At 60.4% G+C, this 17018-nt stretch carries 12 protein-coding genes; 8 read left to right on the forward strand and 4 right to left on the reverse strand.

Annotation, left to right across the window (positions count from 1 at the left end; translation table 11 throughout):
• Nucleotides 1–84: 84 nt before the first annotated feature.
• On the reverse strand, nt 85–1560 hold the full coding sequence (locus JDEN_RS10610; RefSeq protein WP_015772375.1) for a C40 family peptidase: 1476 nt from the start codon (nt 1558–1560) through the stop codon (nt 85–87).
• A gap of 433 nt (nt 1561–1993) precedes the next feature.
• Here JDEN_RS10610 and JDEN_RS10615 point away from each other — a divergent pair, with 433 nt between their 5' ends.
• The 5 genes from JDEN_RS10615 (at nt 1994) to JDEN_RS10635 (ending at nt 7503) form a co-directional block, all read left to right on the forward strand.
• On the forward strand, nt 1994–3316 hold the full coding sequence (locus tag JDEN_RS10615; RefSeq protein WP_015772376.1) for a bifunctional o-acetylhomoserine/o-acetylserine sulfhydrylase: 1323 nt from the start codon (nt 1994–1996) through the stop codon (nt 3314–3316).
• A gap of 86 nt (nt 3317–3402) precedes the next feature.
• Nucleotides 3403–4710, forward strand: coding sequence for a homoserine O-acetyltransferase MetX (gene metX, locus JDEN_RS10620; protein ID WP_083775155.1), 1308 nt, complete (start codon nt 3403–3405; stop codon nt 4708–4710).
• 32 nt (nt 4711–4742) lie between these two features.
• Nucleotides 4743–5474, forward strand: coding sequence for a maleylpyruvate isomerase N-terminal domain-containing protein (locus JDEN_RS10625; protein ID WP_015772378.1), 732 nt, complete (start codon nt 4743–4745; stop codon nt 5472–5474).
• An 87-nt stretch (nt 5475–5561) separates the two neighbouring features.
• Nucleotides 5562–6539, forward strand: coding sequence for a zinc-binding dehydrogenase (locus JDEN_RS10630; protein WP_015772379.1), 978 nt, complete (start codon nt 5562–5564; stop codon nt 6537–6539).
• Complete coding sequence (locus tag JDEN_RS10635) at nt 6481–7503, forward strand: alpha/beta hydrolase (protein ID WP_015772380.1); 1023 nt, start codon at nt 6481–6483, stop codon at nt 7501–7503. Before JDEN_RS10630 ends, JDEN_RS10635 begins: the two co-directional genes overlap by 59 nt.
• On the opposite strand, the gene JDEN_RS10640 is transcribed toward JDEN_RS10635, so the two are convergent.
• Together JDEN_RS10640 and JDEN_RS10645 are read right to left on the reverse strand one after the other, a co-directional pair.
• Nucleotides 7500–7799 (reverse strand): MTH1187 family thiamine-binding protein, encoded by a 300-nt coding sequence (locus JDEN_RS10640; protein WP_015772381.1) that lies wholly within the window; start codon nt 7797–7799, stop codon nt 7500–7502. The genes JDEN_RS10635 and JDEN_RS10640 overlap by 4 nt on opposite strands.
• Before the next feature lie 53 nt (nt 7800–7852).
• On the reverse strand, nt 7853–10765 hold the full coding sequence (locus JDEN_RS10645) for an FAD-binding and (Fe-S)-binding domain-containing protein (protein WP_226926646.1): 2913 nt from the start codon (nt 10763–10765) through the stop codon (nt 7853–7855).
• Between the two features lie 216 nt (nt 10766–10981).
• On the opposite strand from JDEN_RS10645, the gene JDEN_RS10650 reads away from it, so the two are divergent.
• The 3 genes from JDEN_RS10650 (at nt 10982) to JDEN_RS10660 (ending at nt 15663) form a co-directional block, all read left to right on the forward strand.
• Nucleotides 10982–11761, forward strand: a complete 780-nt coding sequence (locus JDEN_RS10650; RefSeq protein ID WP_015772383.1) for an ABC transporter ATP-binding protein — start codon at nt 10982–10984, stop codon at nt 11759–11761.
• On the forward strand, nt 11761–14382 hold the full coding sequence (locus JDEN_RS10655) for an ABC transporter permease (protein WP_015772384.1): 2622 nt from the start codon (nt 11761–11763) through the stop codon (nt 14380–14382). Before JDEN_RS10650 ends, JDEN_RS10655 begins: the two co-directional genes overlap by 1 nt.
• 324 nt (nt 14383–14706) lie before the next feature.
• Nucleotides 14707–15663, forward strand: a complete 957-nt coding sequence (locus JDEN_RS10660; protein WP_015772385.1) for a DUF3806 domain-containing protein — start codon at nt 14707–14709, stop codon at nt 15661–15663.
• On the opposite strand, the gene JDEN_RS10665 is transcribed toward JDEN_RS10660, so the two are convergent.
• Nucleotides 15620–17002, reverse strand: a complete 1383-nt coding sequence (locus JDEN_RS10665) for a hypothetical protein (protein ID WP_015772386.1) — start codon at nt 17000–17002, stop codon at nt 15620–15622. The genes JDEN_RS10660 and JDEN_RS10665 overlap by 44 nt on opposite strands.
• Between the last annotated feature and the right edge of the window lie 16 nt (nt 17003–17018).

Raw genomic sequence — 17018 nt, forward strand, 5'->3', positions numbered from 1 at the left:
GGGGCCACGCAATGTCGCGTGGCCCCATCTTTTGTGTCACGAAGTTCCCACTGCGAGCGTCCAGTGCGCATACTGTTGCTGCGATCAGGGGCGTCCAGCGTAGGGGAATAGTTGGGTGTCGTAGCGCACGGACGTGATTTTGACCGGGATACCAGGGCGGGCCGCTTCAATCATTTGTCCCCCTCCGACATACATGGCAACGTGGTAGATCGTTGAGGGGTTAGAGGTATTGGACCCCCAGAACAGCAGGTCACCGGGACGCATGTTGGACATGGAGATTTTTTTGACGCGTTGGTATTGCGACCGTGATGTGCGGGTGATGCTCACTCCAGCTTCGGCCCAGGCGGTTGAGGTGAGTCCGGAGCAGTCAAAGTAGGTGGGGCCGGATCCGCCGAGTTTGTAGGGCTTCCCGATGCGCTTTTTTGCTGCCGCAACGGCAGCACGCCCCTGTGCCGCGCTTCCCACTGAGGTGCCTTTGCCCAGGTCTGAGCTGGGTGGTGCAGGTTCTGGGGCTTTGGTGGGTTCAGGATCTGGGTTGCGCGTGGGGGTGGGGTCCGGTGTGGGCGTCCGGGTTGGGGTGGGGTCAGGTGTAGGCGTACGGGTGGGCTGAGGGTCTGGGTCCTGCGTCCGGGTGGGGGCCGGGTCAGGTGTGGGTGTCCGAGTGGGTTGAGGGTCTGGGTCCTGCGTCCGTGTTGGGGTCGGATCTGGGGTGTTGGGGGCATCGTTGTCCCCTGGGCGCGGCACTTCACCCACGGTGACACCGTCACGGTCTTGTTCTTCGCGTTCGATGCGATCTCGGGCTTCTTGCGCTTCGCGTTCCGCTCGTTCTTGTGCGAGTCGTTCTTGGCGTGCCTGCTCTTGTGCGATGGAGGTTTGGCGTGCTTCTGCGAGTTGGGCAAGAAGGTCTTCGCGCTGGGTTTGAGCTTGCGCGGCTTGGGCTTCTGCCTGGGTTTGCAGGACCTGTGAGTGTTGGAGCGCTTCGGATGCTGCATCCCGTTTGGCTCGTGCTTCTTGCGTTGCGTCATTGGCTGCGCGTTCCAGGACATCGGCGACGACTTGGTCGGCTTGGAACTGTTGAATGCGCTGGTCTGCTTTGTCAGTGACGGCCTCAAGCGCGTTGGCTTCGGTGATGGCTTGGTCAAGTCCGTTGGAGGTGAGGAGTGCGCTGAGGGTATCAAGTACGTAACTGGATCGTGATGATTCACGGGCCATGCGGGCGACAAAGATCCGTGATGCGTCGGCGCGTTCGCGCGCTTCGAGGGCCCGTTGGCGAGCACTGTCAGCGAACTGTTCTTGTTCGTGAAATTCTTGTTCCGCTACCAGGTAGTCTTCGCCTGCGGAGATGACGGCCGTGTACGCGTCGTCGACTTGTTGTTCGAGTTGTGCGATTTCTACGTCAAGTGCTGCAACGTCGTGTGCTCGCGTTGTGATCGATTCTGACGGTGACGGGTCGTCAGTGGGGTCGGCGCCGGCTGGTGTGGCAACAGTGGCTGTCAGCGCGCACACGAGGGCTGCGGTGATGGCTCTACGCCGACGGTGTGGGGTGCCTGGTGACGTCATGGTCTGCTTCCTGCGGGCTGATGCGGTAGGTCCAGACTACCTGCGAGATGGGGAGTTCTCACGGACCTTGCACTCCCCATGGTGAGGCGTTGTCTTCAGCGGATCGACACGATCGCCCACGGAACAAAGAAAAACCACGGAAATACCGCATCGTGAAACAAGATGTTTCACATGGTGTCCGCGGAGTGAGAAAACCACCCGCCTGATCTTCTCAGCACGCACAACCCATGCCATCGTTAAACCATGATCAGGCGAATGTGTTGTCCCACCGACCACTGCTGAGCACCCACGTGCCCACGTTCGCCTCGTAGTCCCCGCCGCCGCACACCCGCGTACCGGCGCAGCGGTCCTTACCGCCCGGGGCGAGCACGCACCGACGCACAGCACCCCACACTCGCTGCCCGTACCCGCCCGCACTCCCCCGGAGAACCCCATGTCATCAGCACAATGGTCTTTTGAAACCCGCCAAATCCACGTCGGCCAAACCCCCGATGAGCAAACCGGTGCCCGCGCCCTGCCCATCTACCAAACCACATCATTCGTGTTCCCCACCGCAGAGGTCGCCGCCGACCGATTCGCCCTCAAAGACCTTGGACCGATCTACACTCGGATCGGTAACCCCACCCAAAGCGCCGTCGAAGACCGCATCGCCTCACTTGAAGGAGGTGTCGGTGCCCTCCTCCTTTCCTCAGGGCAAGCAGCAACCACCTTCGCAATCCTCAACATCGCAGAAGCCGGCGACCACATTGTCGCCTCCCCCTCCCTTTACGGTGGCACCTACAACCTCCTCGCCCACACCCTGCGCAAACTCGGCGTCGAGGTGACTTTCGTGTCCGACCCCCATGACACCAACCAGTGGCAGGCTGCGGTCAAGGACAACACGAAACTCTTCTTCGCCGAAACAATCCCCAACCCTCAAGCTGACATCCTCGACATTGAAGCCGTGGCCACTGCTGCCCATGACAGCGGGCTTCCCCTCATCGTGGATAACACGGTCGCCACCCCCTACCTCATCCGTCCTATCGAATGGGGCGCCGACATTGTTATCCACTCAGCCACCAAATACCTCGGTGGGCACGGTGCAGCAATCGGCGGGGTCATCGTCGACTCCGGGAACTTCGACTTCGCCCAACACCCCGAACGTTTCCCCAACTACAACCAACCCGACCCCAGCTACAACGGCTTGGTCTATGCACGCGATCTCGGCGTGGGCGGAATTCTTGGGGCTAACCTCGCATTCATCCTCAAAGCCCGCGTCCAACTCCTGCGCGACCTCGGCGCAGCAATCTCGCCCTTCAACGCGTTCCTCATCGCACAAGGTCTAGAAACCCTGTCCCTGCGCGTGGAACGCCACGTCGACAACGCCACCAAAGTCGCCCAATGGCTGGAACAGCGACACGACGTGGGCGCCATCCACTACGCAGGCCTGGAATCCTCCCCATGGCATGCCCGCGCACAAAAGTACGCTCCCCGAGGTGCCGGCGCTATCATCGCGTTCGACCTCACTGGTGGAACCGAAGCAGGACAAGCCTTCGTGTCAGCACTTGAACTGCACTCCAACGTGGCCAACATTGGCGATGTGCGGTCATTGGTCATCCACCCTGCGTCGACCACCCACTCCCAACTCACCACAGACGAACTCGCCAAGTCAGGAATCACACCAGGCATGGTCCGGCTGTCCGTGGGTATCGAACACATTGATGACATTCTCGCCGACCTCGAACGAGGCTTCGAGGCAGTGAAAAACCTGAGCTAAGCCCCCACTGCCACAGGTGCGCGCTGTGTCTCACATGCAAGGCACAGCGCGCACACCCCACCAACATCAGGCAAGATCAAAACACCATGACGCACACGCCCCACTCCCCGACCTCGTCGTGGACGCGACTGGACACCCCAGTGCGCCCACCGTCGCGGCGCGCCAAAGACGTTGTGGCATCAGCTGCATGGCGCAGCGACGACGACCCCGGTCAACGCACTCTCGTGGAGATCGGCGACCTCACCCTCGAAACCGGGCACGTCCTTCCCACTGTCACCATGGCCTACCAAACCTGGGGCACCCTCAACGAACGTGGCGACAACGCGATCCTTGTCCTGCACGCCCTCACCGGCGACACCCACGTCACCCGGAACCTTTCCCCTCGTGACCCTGCATCTACCCGTGCCACCCCCACCAGAGGGACAACGCGCACCGCAGCACCCTCTGCGACCCCGCTCGACCCGGCAGCACCAGGCTGGTGGGAAGCAATGGTCGGCCCAGGCGCCCCCATCGACACCACAAAGTACTTTGTTGTTGCCCCCAACGTGCTTGGCGGCTGCCAAGGAACCACCGGCCCTTCCTCACCTGCACCAGATGGCCGCCCCTACGGGTCCCAATTCCCTGTCATTACCATCCGTGACCAAGTCGCCGCCGAGATAGCCCTCACCCACCACCTAGGGATCACCCAATGGCGGTTCGTCGTTGGTGGATCCATGGGTGGACTACGCGCCTTGGAATGGGCCATCATGGGCCCCGAATCGAACATCACGGTCCACTCCACCGGTATTGTCGCCGCATCGGCACAAACCACAGGAGACCAAATCGCCTGGGCACACCCACAAATCGCAGCCATTGAAGCCGACCCCAACTTCCATGATGGTGACTACTACGACCAACCCGATGGGCACGGCCCCCACCGTGGGCTTGGCATAGCCCGGCAGATCGCCCACACCACGTATCGCAGCGCCAAAGAACTCGACAAACGCTTTGGCCGTATCCCCCAACACGCCGAAGACCCCATGTTCGGTGGCCGATTCGCCATTCAGTCCTACCTTGACCACCACGCTGACAAACTCGCGCGACGGTTCGACGCAAACTCCTACATTGTGCTCACCCAAGCAATGCTCACCCATGACCTGGGTCGCGACCGCGGTGGAGTGGCCACCGCACTGCGGTCCATCACCAGCCCCATGCTCGTTGTCGCAGTCGACTCCGACCGGCTATTCCTTCCCCGGGAATCCCAACGAATCTGCGCGCACGTCCCCGGTGCTGAACCGCTAGAAACCGTGTACTCCGACTACGGACACGACGGGTTCCTCATCGAATTTGACCAGCTCGCCCCCATGATCACCCGCTTTTTGCGCACCAGACCCACCCCACGTCCAACCCCATAACCGCCCCTTTCATGTTCGCCGTGGAGGACACCATGACACACGACATAGCCGCGCTCACCGCACACCTGACCACCGCAACCAGTCGTGTCCTGACGTGGCTCACCCCATTAGGTGACTCCCTCCTCCACCACGCACACAAACCCTCCTCACTGCCCACGTGGACCAACCGGGAACTCGTCACGCACATCGGCAAATCCATGGACGCTGTTATTCTCGCCGAGGTTGCCCCACCCGGAATCGCACCCCTGACTCTCGCCGAATATTTGGGGACCTACCCAGAACGCGCGCAACAGATCGCACAGTCGGCGCGACTGCAAGCCCACGAACTCGACGGTTCTCTCCTGGCCTACCTTCGTACTCAGTTCACCTCTGCGCTGGCAGCTCTTGAGGCGTTTCCGCAGGACAGTCACACCGTTGTCGCGGCCCGACGTGGCCCAATCACCCTGCGTGACCTCATCGTTTCCCGGCTCATTGAAGTCGTCGTGCACGCACGTGACCTGGAAAAGTCCTTCCACGGCATTGTTGACATGACCGCAGGGAACACTCCCGTTGACCCAGCGGCACAACGGCTTGTCGCGGTAGAGCTCCTCGCCATCATTGTGACCCGTGGAGGCTTCTCCCTGGAGGTCACGGATCCTGGACTGTGGATCGACCTTGCCACGGGTCGGCGAGACTACAACACTGCGGACCTCGCAGCGGCGTTACGTCCCGCGCACACAGCTGGCGGGATCCCTGACCTTGGTCGCATGTTGCCCGTGTTGTAACTGGTTCATGCGCTTTCCCACCTCGTTGCCGGCGCTGAACCGGCGATGCAGGTGACGAAGTGGCCCCAGTACGCATAGATTGGACCCATGCGTGCAGCCCAGGTCACATCGTTTCACCCATCTGACCCCGTTCGCGGTCTTGAAGTCCGTGACGTCGAGCCTCCCACCGCGCCCAAGCACTGGAGCGTTGTCAACATCCACGCGGCATCTCTCAACCACCATGATGTGTGGTCGCTGAAAGGGGTGGGGCTTGGTGACGAGCAACTTCCCATGACGTTGGGAACTGACGCAGCTGGCGTTGATGATCAAGGTCGTCGAGTCCTCGTCCATGCGGTCATTGGCGCTGACGGACATGGGGTTGGGCCAACTGAGCGCCGGTCCATTTTATCGGAACGTTACCCAGGAACCCTCGCTGAGCAGGTTGCAGTCCCCACCGCGAACCTTGTTCCGATCCCTGACGGCATGCCGATGGATGTGGCTGCCTGTTTACCCACGGCGTGGCTCACCGCGTACGCACTGTTGTTCCGGGGCGCGGTTTTAGTTCCTGGACAGAGTGTTCTGATCCAAGGTGCTGGCGGTGGCGTGTCTTCTGCGGCTATCGCACTGGCAGTCGCGTGTGGACTTGATGTCCATGTGACCTCTCGTGATGCGAGGAAGCGTGCCCGCGCTCAGGCGATGGGGGCGAGCGTCTGGGAGCCGGGTGCTCGGCTCCCCTACCGTGTTGATGCGGTCATTGAAACGGTGGGTAAGGCCACCTGGGCGCATTCGGTGCGGTCAGTGAAACCCGGTGGGGTGATTGCGATTGCGGGGGCGACCACCGGTGACCCTGATGTTGCGGAATTGACTCGCGTGTTTTTCCAGGAGATCCGTATTCAGGGGGTCACCATGGGATCCCGGCAGGACTTGGCTGCACTCGTCGATGTGGTGCACCGATCCCAGATCCCGGTTCCGATTGATTCGCACTTCTCGCTTGCTCATACTGCCGATGCGGTGAGCAGGTTTGTGCGTGGGGAGCACTTTGGCAAGATTGTTCTCGATGTGGCGGGTTCGAGTGGGACCCACTGACGGGTGGGCTCCGGACGTTCTTGGTCAGGGGTTTTCTCAGCTCACGATGACTCTGCCCTCAGATGATGAGGGTGATGTTGTTGCGACCTTGGTGGCCTACCGGCCTGATGGCTGGGAACGACGGGCCCGTGCTGTGGTCTACCTACACGGGTGGAGCGACTATTTTTTCCACACGGAGACCGCACAGTTTTGGCACGATCAGGGTGCCGCATTTTATGCTGTTGATCTGCGCAAATATGGGCGGAGTTTACGGGAGTGGCAAACCCCGGGCTATACAGATTCGTTGGCTGCGTATGCGGCTGATATTCAAGCGGCTCTCGATGTGGTTCATGCTGAACATGGTGCGCACACCTCGGTCATGATCATGGCTCATTCCACGGGCGGGTTAGTGGCGAGTTTGTGGGCCCACTACAATCCGGGAAAGATCAGCGGGTTGATTCTCAATTCGCCATGGTTGGAACTTCAGGGGTCTTCGGTGGTGCGCACGCTGTCCACTCCGGCCCTTCAGCAGTTGGCACGATTCCAGCCCAAAGCACCGTTGCCGAACCTTGATCCAGGGTTTTACGCCCGTGTGATCAACAAAGAGCTTGGTGGGGAGTGGGAACCAGACGCATCGTGGCGCCCGGTCCCTTCATTCCCGGTGCGAGCAGGATGGCTCAGTGCAGTGATTGCCGGTCATGCCCGTGTTGCCCGCAGACTTGATGTCACGGTTCCTGTCCTCATGCTCATTTCCACCAGGTCCACGATCCTGCCACGGTGGAGTGAAGAGATGCGCTCCAGCGACAGTGTTCTGGACGTGGATGTTCTCGCTCGCCGCGCCCCCTACTTGGGTAACAATGTCACTATTAACCGCATTGAGGGCGGCATTCATGACCTAGCCCTGTCCCGCCGCGATGTGCGCACCCACTACTACGACTGTATCCGGCAGTGGACCATCGGGTATGGCTGGTTCGGGGCTCTTTAAGACGCATCCAGTGCGCGGTGCACCCGCTCCACTTTGCCTTCCAATTCACCGCTGTGACCGGGGCGAATGTCCGCTTTGATGACAAGTGAGACGCGACCGTGGTCGACACCGATGGCGTCCGTGGCTCGCTTGATGACGTCCATGCATTCGTCCCACTCGCCCTCGATGGTCGTGAACATGGCGTCTGTGCGGTGGGGTAGCCCAGAGTCACGCACGACTTTAATGGCTCGTGCCACTGGTTCAGTCACGGATTCTCCAGCTCCCAGTGGCGCAACGGAGAAAGCAAACAGTGCCATGGTGTTCCCTTTTCTGTGGTGTAACGATGTGATGCTGTCCTGCCGGTGACCATTTACAGATGGTCGGCGATCACCTCAGACAGTGACCGGCCGCGAATATCCATAAGGTCGTTGACTTGGGTGCGGCAGGAGAAACCGTCCGTCATGAAAATATCGTCTTCTCCTGCTTCCCGCAGTGCAGGCAAAAGCATATTCTCTGCCACAGCAACGGACACCTCGTAGTGGCCTTTTTCCATGCCGAAGTTCCCGGCGAGTCCGCAACACCCGGACATGGTACGGATGGTTGCGCCTGCCTTGGTGAGGAGGTCTTTGTCTGCGGTGAATCCCATGACGGAGTGTTGGTGACAGTGTGGTTGCACGACAGCTGTCACATCGGAGAGGTCAGGGATGTGCCAGTCCTGCGGTTTGGTGTCCTCGTTGGTGAGGAGTTCCGCCATGGTGTTGGTTGCGGCGGCAACTGCGTGGGCGCGGGGGTCGTTGGGGAAGAGGTCGACCAGGTCGGAGCGCAGCACGGCGGTGCAGCTGGGTTCTAGTCCCACAATGGGGATCCCGTTGACAGCGAATGGACCGAGCACATCAAGGAGGTTGGACAGTTGTTTTTTGGCCCCATCAAGTTGACCTGTGGTGATCCACGTCAACCCGCAGCATGCTTCGTCTTCGGGGATGACCACATTGTACCCGGCGGTTGTGAGCACCTTGAGTGCAGCTTTGGGGACGGCGGGGGCAAGCGCATCGGAAAATGAATCCGTCCACAACACAACGGTAGGGCCGCCGCGTTCCTTGAGGGTCTGAGGGCCTTTCGCTTGGGTGACAGCGTCAGCGAGTTGTTCCCGGCCTTCTTTGCGCCACCAGGCGGTGAAGGGTTGATCCGCGAAGCTCGGGAACGACCGGCGGGCGTCCATCCCCCCAGTGAACGCGGCTAAGCGTGCAAACAGCGGCACCTTCAGAACGGCGTTAGCCAGACGCGGCATTCGTTTGATGAGGCGCAGCCACCTGGGTAGCCACCCCAGAATGTAGTGACTGCGGGGGCGAACCCGCCCCTTGTAGGACCGGTAGAGGACCTCAGATTTAAACTGAGCCATGTCCACCCCAGCAGGGCAGTCACTGGAGCACGCTTTGCACGACAAACACAGGTCGAGTGCTTCATGGACTTCTGGTGACCGCCAGCCGCCTGTCACTAACGTGCCATTCGCCATCTCCTGCAGAACTCGGGCGCGCCCACGTGTGGAGTCTTTTTCGTCCTTGGTGGCCTGGTAGGACGGGCACATGAACCCAGCTCCGGTCGACATATTGTCCGCGCGGCATTTGCCCACCCCGACACACCGGTGAACCGCGGTGGACATGTCACCGTCATCGTGAAGGAACGAGAACCCATTCGCCGCCGGCAACGGCTTCGCTGCCGGGCGCCGCAGGTTCGCGTCCAGTGGGTCAGGGTCCACCAGCACACCCGGGTTGAGCAACCCCTTCGGGTCAAACAGGTCTTTCACGCCCCGGAACAACGCAATCGTGTCGGCCGAATACATGACATCGAGTAGCTGCGAGCGAGCGCGCCCATCTCCGTGCTCTCCAGATAGGGAGCCGCCGTATTGGGCGACCAGCTGTGCTGCGTCGGTCATGAAGTGGGTAAGTACTGATCCGTCACGTTCGAGTGGGATGTTGATGCGCAGGTGGACGCATCCGTCCCCGAAGTGGCCGTAGGGCATGCCGTCGACGTTGTGGCTTTTCATGAGTTCGTCGAGGTCACGGAGATAGGCGCCGAGTTTCTCGGGGGGCACTGCGGAGTCTTCCCAGCCGGGCCATGCTTGGTCCCCCGATGCGGTGCGCCCCGCTAGCCCGGCACCGTCAGCACGGATTTGCCACATTTTGGTTGCTTCTGGGCCTGCCGGGTACACCTTGTAGTGAGTTGTTCCGGAGTCTTTCGCTAGCGTATGGGCGCGCTCCATCGCTTCGGCGGCGTTGTCGCCCCCAACTTCGACCATCATCCAACCGCCGCCTGGGGGTAGATCGGGGACGTTCTGCGCTCCTTTTGCGCGCCGGACAACCTCAACAAGGCGAGCGTCAAGCCCTTCAACTGCCAACGGCCGATGCGCGAGCAACCCAGGGACCGCATCGGCAGCTGAGGCCATATCGGGGTAACCCAGCACGACGAGGGTGGGGGCGTCTGCGATGGGGACAAGGGAGACAGTGGCCTCAAGAATGGACACCAGTGTGCCTTCTGTGCCGGTGAGCATCCGGGCGAGGTTGCGGCCATTTTCGGGCAGAAGGTGCTCGAGGGAGTAGCCGGATACCTGCCGGGAGAACCGGCCAAATTCGGTACGGATCTGGGCAAGGTTCGCGGTCACAAGCTGGTCAAGACCGGGGACCCGCTCGATTCCCTGACCGTCAGCCCCTGCGGTGAAACGTTCGCCGCGACCGTCAATGACATCCAAACTGACGACGTTATCGGCCGTGCGCCCGTAGGCGACTGCGTGCGGGCCGCACGCATTGTTACCGATCATTCCGCCCAAGGTCGCCCGGTTTTGGGTGGAGGGGTCTGGTCCGAACCGTAACCCGTAGGGGCGCGCTGCGGCTTGAAGTGATCCCATGATCACGCCTGGTTCTACTCGCGCGATCCGTTCGGTGGGGTCGATGTCAAGGACGCGGTTGACGTGGCGGGAGAAGTCGATGACAACACCGGGACCAATGGAGTTCCCGGCGCAGGAGGTTCCGGCGCCGCGTGTTGTTAAGGGAACACCGAACTGGTGGGTTACCTCGATCGCTGCACGGGCGTCATCAATAGTCTTCGGTATGACGACAACTTGTGGAACAACACGATAGTTTGAAGCGTCGGTGGAATACTCAGCACGACGCAACGAGGAATCTGACACCTCGCCGTCGACTGCACGCCGGAGTTGGTCAACCAACTCTGCGCGCGCCTCGACGCTGGGATGAGACGAAGACGAACCTGACTGTTGGGAATCCACCACGTTTGTCACCCTTGCATTGTCCCACTGGTTTCCTAGGACTTTGGGACGTCTTCCACGCACCGGAACGCTGCCAGCACTGACCAGCCCCGATGGTGACACCACGCAGTTCAGGGTCCACTCAGGGTCCAATCAGGGTTCAGCCCTCACGACGTGCAGGAACACGTTGTGAGATCGTAAACCTGTTACCCACGAACTTCATCATGAAAGAGCGACACCATGGCGACAGCAACACTTGACCACACCCCTGTGGACGCGGACGTGATCGCCCGCGCCAGGAACCTGACCAAGGTCTATGGGCGCGGTAGCACAACCGTGCGCGCCCTTGATGACGTGTCCGTTGATTTCGCGCGCGGGAAATTCACCGCCATCATGGGCCCTTCCGGCTCAGGGAAGTCCACATTGATGCACTGCATGGCAGGGCTAGACACAGTGACCTCAGGGGAGGTCATTGTGGATGGAGATCCCGTGTCTTCCATGAATCAACGCCAACTCACAAAACTTCGCCGCACCCGATTGGGCTTTATTTTCCAGTCATTTAACCTTGTCCCCACGTTAACCGCGCGGGAGAACATTACTCTGCCGCTCGACATTGCCCGCCAGCCCGTCGATGAGGAGTTCTTCGAGCAGGTTGTGTCCACTGTGGGGTTGGGAAACCGGTTGAAGCACCGCCCCGCCGAGCTATCTGGTGGCCAACAACAACGTGTTGCGTGCGCCCGTGCGTTAGTGTCCAAACCGTCGGTAGTTTTCGCTGACGAACCGACAGGGAACCTCGATTCTACGTCGTCGCGGGAAGTTCTCACCTTCCTGCGTGAGTCAGTAGACACCCTGGGGCAGTCCGTTGTCATGGTGACGCACGACCCGGTCGCTGCGTCCTACGCCCACCGGGTGTTGTTCCTCGCTGACGGGAAAATTGTCACCGAAATCACCGACCCCACCCCGGACTCAATCCTCACCGTGCTGTCCGAGCTCACTCAAGCGGTAGGAGAGTCCAACTGATGCTTCGCGTCGCTTTGCGCAATGCGCGCGCTGGCTTATTGAAGTTGGCGATGTCCATCATCGCCGTGGCTCTGGGCACCTCATTTATCGTGGGCACGTTCGCTCTGCGTGACATGCTGTCCTCCACGTTCAACGACATTGTCGATACCGGCCTCAACGGGGCTGCCTACGTGCGCCCCACCGGTGATCAAGGTGACATGGTCACCGGAAGCAGTGGGGAAAGAATCATCCCCGACGACCTCGCCGAGGATATTTCCGTGGTTGAGGGCGTCGCCGCAGCAATCCCGGACCACTCCGGAACCTTGGTTCTTGTAGGCAGTGACGGAACAGCGGTGGGCGGCTCTGGTGGGGCACCCACGTTAGGTTTCGGTTATCACACTGACGACCCTGCGTTACGTATCTCCCAAGGCAGCGGCCCCCGCAACGACACCGAGATCGCCCTTGACCAAGAAACAGCAGAACGTGCGGGACTCGACGTGGGGGACACCACCACGGTCATCCTCGCGGGCAACATCCACGAAGTCACTGTGTCCGGGGTTGTGACTTTCGATGCGTCCCTTGCAGGCGCATCGCTGGTCCTCCTTGACCTGGACACTGCCAAGCAAGCGTTCGCCCCAGATGGTTTGGTGTCCTCTATCGCTGTGTATGCCGAAGGCGCCGGTGGCGCTCCAGCCACCTACCCAGACGTGACCGCCGACGCTGAAGAAGACCTCGTTGCTGCCATCAAGTCTGCGCTTCCTGATTCCGCTGAGTGGGACGTGGTCACCGGAACGCAGATGCGCGACGACTCCCAAGCTCAAATCGACTCTATGCTGGGATTTTTGTCGACATTCCTGCTGATCTTCGCGCTCATTGCTTTGTTTGTTGGCGGGTTTGTGATCGCCAACACGTTCACCATGACCGTGCGGCAAAAACAACGCGAGTTCGCGATGCTCCGTGCCGTGGGCGCATCGCCAGGTCAGGTGTTTATGTCTGTCACCATTCAAGCGATCCTTGTGGGCCTCATTGGTGGGGTGCTGGGTGTCTTTGGTGGGTGGGGCTTGGTTGCCGCGCTTCAGGTGGTTTTTGAAGCCATGGGAATGGACTTCGCGTCAACAATCCCGCTGACCCCGTTCATCATCACCTTAGGCATCGCCACCGGTGTTCTCGTGTCAGCGGTGTCCGCAGCACTCCCGGCCCGCAAAGCGGCCCTCACTGCACCTGTCGAAGCGATGCGCGATGACGCGGCCCCGGTGATTCGGCCTTCCTGGTGGCGGATCGCCATTGGCGCGCTCCTCACCCTGGGGGGTGCCGCGATGGTCACCGCAGCGGTGCTTGTTGCACGCGCAGACGAAGACGCTTCCATGGGAGCGCTCCTCGGCTATGGTGCCGCCCTCCTTATCCTTGGGTTGCTCATCATTTCCCCAATCATTGCCAAACCCATCGTGTACCTGGCAGGGGCACCTTTCGCCGCGTTCATCAAACCACTGGGTGGTATGGCCCGGGGCAACGTCATCCGAAACCCGCGCCGAACCGCGAACACAGCCAGTGCTCTCATGATTGGGATGGCGCTGGTGTCTGCAGCGTCAGTTCTTGCGTCCTCGGTCACCGTGGCGATGAAAGCTGTCGTTGCTGAGGAGATGGTGTCCGATTTCATTGTGCAATCACAAAGCTTTGAGATCTCACCGCAGGCCGCCACTGACATCGAAGCTCTCCCGGAAGTTGGGGAGGTGTCACACTTTGTTGTCGCTCCCGCGTCGTTGACATGGGATGAGGCAGCGGACACTGACGAGGATGTGACTGGCCCACCAGCAGACATTCAACTCGCCGCCGCCTCGCCTGGAACGTTCCCCGACCTGTGGTTCACTGAGCCCGTCTCTGGTTCCATGGATGTCCTTGATGACGGCGAACTGGTCATCCAGGAAGCCACCGCGGAGATGTACGGATGGACCATTGGTGACATCATCACCATCACTGGAACCCAGGGCACAGTGGATGCGCCCATCGGCGCGATCATGAACTCACAAGCGTTAGGAGTGTCAGTCCTCGCGTCGACGGATGTTCTGGAAAACATCGCATCCGACACGGAGAGTGTCATCGTGAACATGCTGGTCAATGCAGCTGACGGGGTAAGTAGTGACCAACTTCGTGATGCACTTGCGGATGCAGCAGCCCCGTACTACGTGTTGAGCATCTACGACCAGGAAGACTTCACCTCGATGCTTGCCTCGCAGGTGAACCAGGTCCTCACGATCTTGTACGCGCTTCTCGGATTGTCTATTGTGATTGCGGTCCTTGGGATCGTGAACACGTTGGCGTTGTCCGTCATTGAGCGGACCCGCGAAATCGGTCTCATGCGTGCGGTGGGTCTGGGTAAGGGACAACTGTCAGCAACGATCATCATTGAATCGATCTTGACAGCCTTGTTTGGAACTCTCCTCGGTTTAGGAGCTGGGGTCGCGGTCGCTGCTGCGATGCCGTCAGTGTTCGCGAATCAGGGATTCACTGAACTGTCGATCCCCTGGAGCGCACTGGGCGCCATGGTAGGGCTAGCGATCATTGTGGGTGTGTTGGCTGCTGTGTGGCCAGCGTGGCGGGCCACCCGTATGCCAGTTCTCGATGCGATCGCTGCAGTTGAGTAATCATCGCACCCGGGTGTGACAGGACGAATGTGGGGGTGGGTGTCAGCGCGCGCTGACACCCACCCCCACATCGTTATGGTCTCGTGACCTCGCGCGATGCGCGATTTTCCGCGCATTTGAGCCAGGGCAGTTGTCCACGGGCAGAACTAGCCACTGCCGGTGGGCGTGGCGACCTTGAACCACGTCACAATCACCTCAAGAATGGAAGACATGACGTGACCAGCGACGATCACCGTTCATGCACTACACACCACACCCCCACCAAACGTCAACCGTGTGGTAGGGAAACTCACATTGACGACCTGACAGGCCGATAAACGAACCATGTATGAACTGCAGTACCCAGCCGAACAGGAGGCCGCTCCCGACCGGCCCCTGACCCGGCGAGCACTGCACCGTCACCACCGCGAATCCGCAGCGTCCGCAACCACCGGAGTTAGTGCATCGTCTGCCCCGTCCGTCAGCACTCCCACCAGCATTGACGCACATCGGCCAACGACAACCCCAACCCTGCCTGCTGGCGCCCGACCAGCCCAGGTCCCTCTCACGCGAGCACAGTTACGTGCCCAACGGATGTCCGATGCGCGCACCGCGGCGTCGAGTCTGTCTGCCCCCTCTGCCGCGAGCGCTCTCAGCGCCACCGGCACAGCGGCAACCGCCGCCACAGCGCACTCTGCGCCGTCTGTCTCGTCGACACACAGTTCAGCAAGCGCATTCACGGCAGGCACTGCCCCCTCAGTTTCTTCTGCACTGACTGGCACCTTCCCGATGCTCTTCAACATTGAAGAGCACGGGCCGCTGTCCCCTGAATCTGGCGATATCACCGCGCTCGACGCGGTCACCCCGCTCAAGCTCCGGGAACTCGACATTCACGAACGCATGTGGCTTCAAGAAATGCGCCACCACTTACGCAACCCCACCGACCCGCAAGTGGACACCGACACGTTGTCCGCACTCTACGACAAATATTGCACGGCCTGGCATACTCACTCCCGGCGAAACAAGTGGAGCCACACCTATGTGACCAATGCACTGGGGGTGGCTCTTGGGGACCTGCTGATCACCTATGGTGATGACTCAGCGTGGATGATCTCAGAGGACTCAGAAGTCCCGACGTTTGCTGTGCGTGACAATGGGCGTAGCGCCACGTTTTTCCCCATCGATGCGGTGACCAGACGGTGGCTCAAAGGGTATCTTGGGTGGGTTCCCGCGTTTTTGGAGAATGTGTCGGAGAACTTCAGCGGTCCTCAAGATCAAGGTGCCGCTCAGCCACAGCGATAACGGAGTATTCGCGTCCAGATTCTGCGGTGAGTGTCCACACGGGCGCAATCACATAGCTTCCATCGTCAAGGGTGAGTGGTGCGGAGGTCAGTTCTGCTGCCACAATCGTTTGCACGGTCACTGGCCAAGGCAGCACAGCCCCTGGTGCTAGTGCCCCGACGCCTTCAGGCGGGGTATCCCTGTCCAACGGTGTTGATTGCGCCGACGTTCCTACGGGCGCATCGGGAGACGATGCGTCTCCGGTGCTCTCCGCGTGAGATTGGTTGTCGCGTGAGTTCAGTTGCCCTGATTCGGTCTGCGGACCACTGAGGTGTCGTTCGATCATGGGCATGATTCCCGTTGCTGTCACGGAGAATCGAGAATCACCGAGGCGGGAAACTGCGTCACGTGCGCTCACCAGGTCATAGTCCCCGAGCGCCACGATGTCCCCGAGTGTGCCGGACGCGGAATACACCTGATCGCCGTTGACGACAAAGCTCCACGACAACGCGTCTTGGGTGGCGTTGTCTGAGAGCGTTGCTTCCACAACGACCACGTCCCGTTCGTTGTTCTCAGAGAAATAGGTGCTGGTTGACGTCGTCATAGACAGCGTGGCGGGGTCAATGTTGAGGTCGTTGAGGATACCAGTTGCGACATTGATGGCTGTATCTGTGTCTGGGGTGCCGTCAGCATCCAGGACAGCTGTGTCCTGGAAGTAGAAGAAGGCTGGTGCGCCACCACTGAGTGAGAGGGTGAGGTCTGCACCATCCCCGGTGACGTAAGAACCCCATTCAGTGCGTGTGTCCCCTTGAACCTGGAACACCTGTTTCAGGGTGTCAAACATGGCAGGGGTCACGACATCTGTGGTGTCCACTGACGACACGACACCTGTGGATGTCGTGGTGGACAGTCCGTCGCCAGCCCGATATACCTCACGTGCGGAGGGTACCGGCCACATCTCCGGGGTCAGCTGTTCGGTTCCACTGTGGGGAGGGGCTGGTTGGATATCTGGTGTGCCCGAGGCTGTCGGGTCTCCCACCGTTGAGTAGTGGTTGTCGGTGAAGGGTTTTTGGGCTCCAATGACATACCCTCCCCCACCCATGATGAGGCCGAAGGCGGCGGCACCGGCGAGAAACGGGAGGACCCGTGTGACGCGGCGACGTGACGACAACGGGATGACATTGGAAACTCCTGGAGCTTCGCCATGAGCCGCATCCGGAGTGTTGTCGTTGTAGTTGGCGCTGTCATCGCGAGCGATTTTCTCTCGGGTCAGCGCAAGAAGAGCCTCAAGGTCAGGTGGTGAGCTATGGCGTGCGGGATCGGCAGCGCGAAACTGCTCCCACCGTGTGTTGTCGTCCATTTCTCCTCCAATGACC

It is taken from the genome of Jonesia denitrificans DSM 20603, assembly GCF_000024065.1.
GTDB classification, from domain to species: domain Bacteria; phylum Actinomycetota; class Actinomycetes; order Actinomycetales; family Cellulomonadaceae; genus Jonesia; species Jonesia denitrificans.

Excerpts from the sequence above, each read along its gene's own strand:
- JDEN_RS10660 (WP_015772385.1), top strand. The coding sequence starts at position 14,707 with ATGTATGAACTGCAGTACCCAGCCGAACAGGAGGCCGCTCCCGACCGG.
- JDEN_RS10610 (WP_015772375.1), bottom strand. The coding sequence starts at position 1,560 with ATGACGTCACCAGGCACCCCACACCGTCGGCGTAGAGCCATCACCGCA.
- JDEN_RS10625 (WP_015772378.1), top strand. The coding sequence starts at position 4,743 with ATGACACACGACATAGCCGCGCTCACCGCACACCTGACCACCGCAACC.
- JDEN_RS10655 (WP_015772384.1), top strand. The coding sequence starts at position 11,761 with ATGCTTCGCGTCGCTTTGCGCAATGCGCGCGCTGGCTTATTGAAGTTG.
- JDEN_RS10665 (WP_015772386.1), bottom strand. The coding sequence starts at position 17,002 with ATGGACGACAACACACGGTGGGAGCAGTTTCGCGCTGCCGATCCCGCA.
- JDEN_RS10650 (WP_015772383.1), top strand. The coding sequence starts at position 10,982 with ATGGCGACAGCAACACTTGACCACACCCCTGTGGACGCGGACGTGATC.
- metX (WP_083775155.1), top strand. The coding sequence starts at position 3,403 with ATGACGCACACGCCCCACTCCCCGACCTCGTCGTGGACGCGACTGGAC.
- JDEN_RS10640 (WP_015772381.1), bottom strand. The coding sequence starts at position 7,799 with ATGGCACTGTTTGCTTTCTCCGTTGCGCCACTGGGAGCTGGAGAATCC.
- JDEN_RS10615 (WP_015772376.1), top strand. The coding sequence starts at position 1,994 with ATGTCATCAGCACAATGGTCTTTTGAAACCCGCCAAATCCACGTCGGC.
- JDEN_RS10630 (WP_015772379.1), top strand. The coding sequence starts at position 5,562 with ATGCGTGCAGCCCAGGTCACATCGTTTCACCCATCTGACCCCGTTCGC.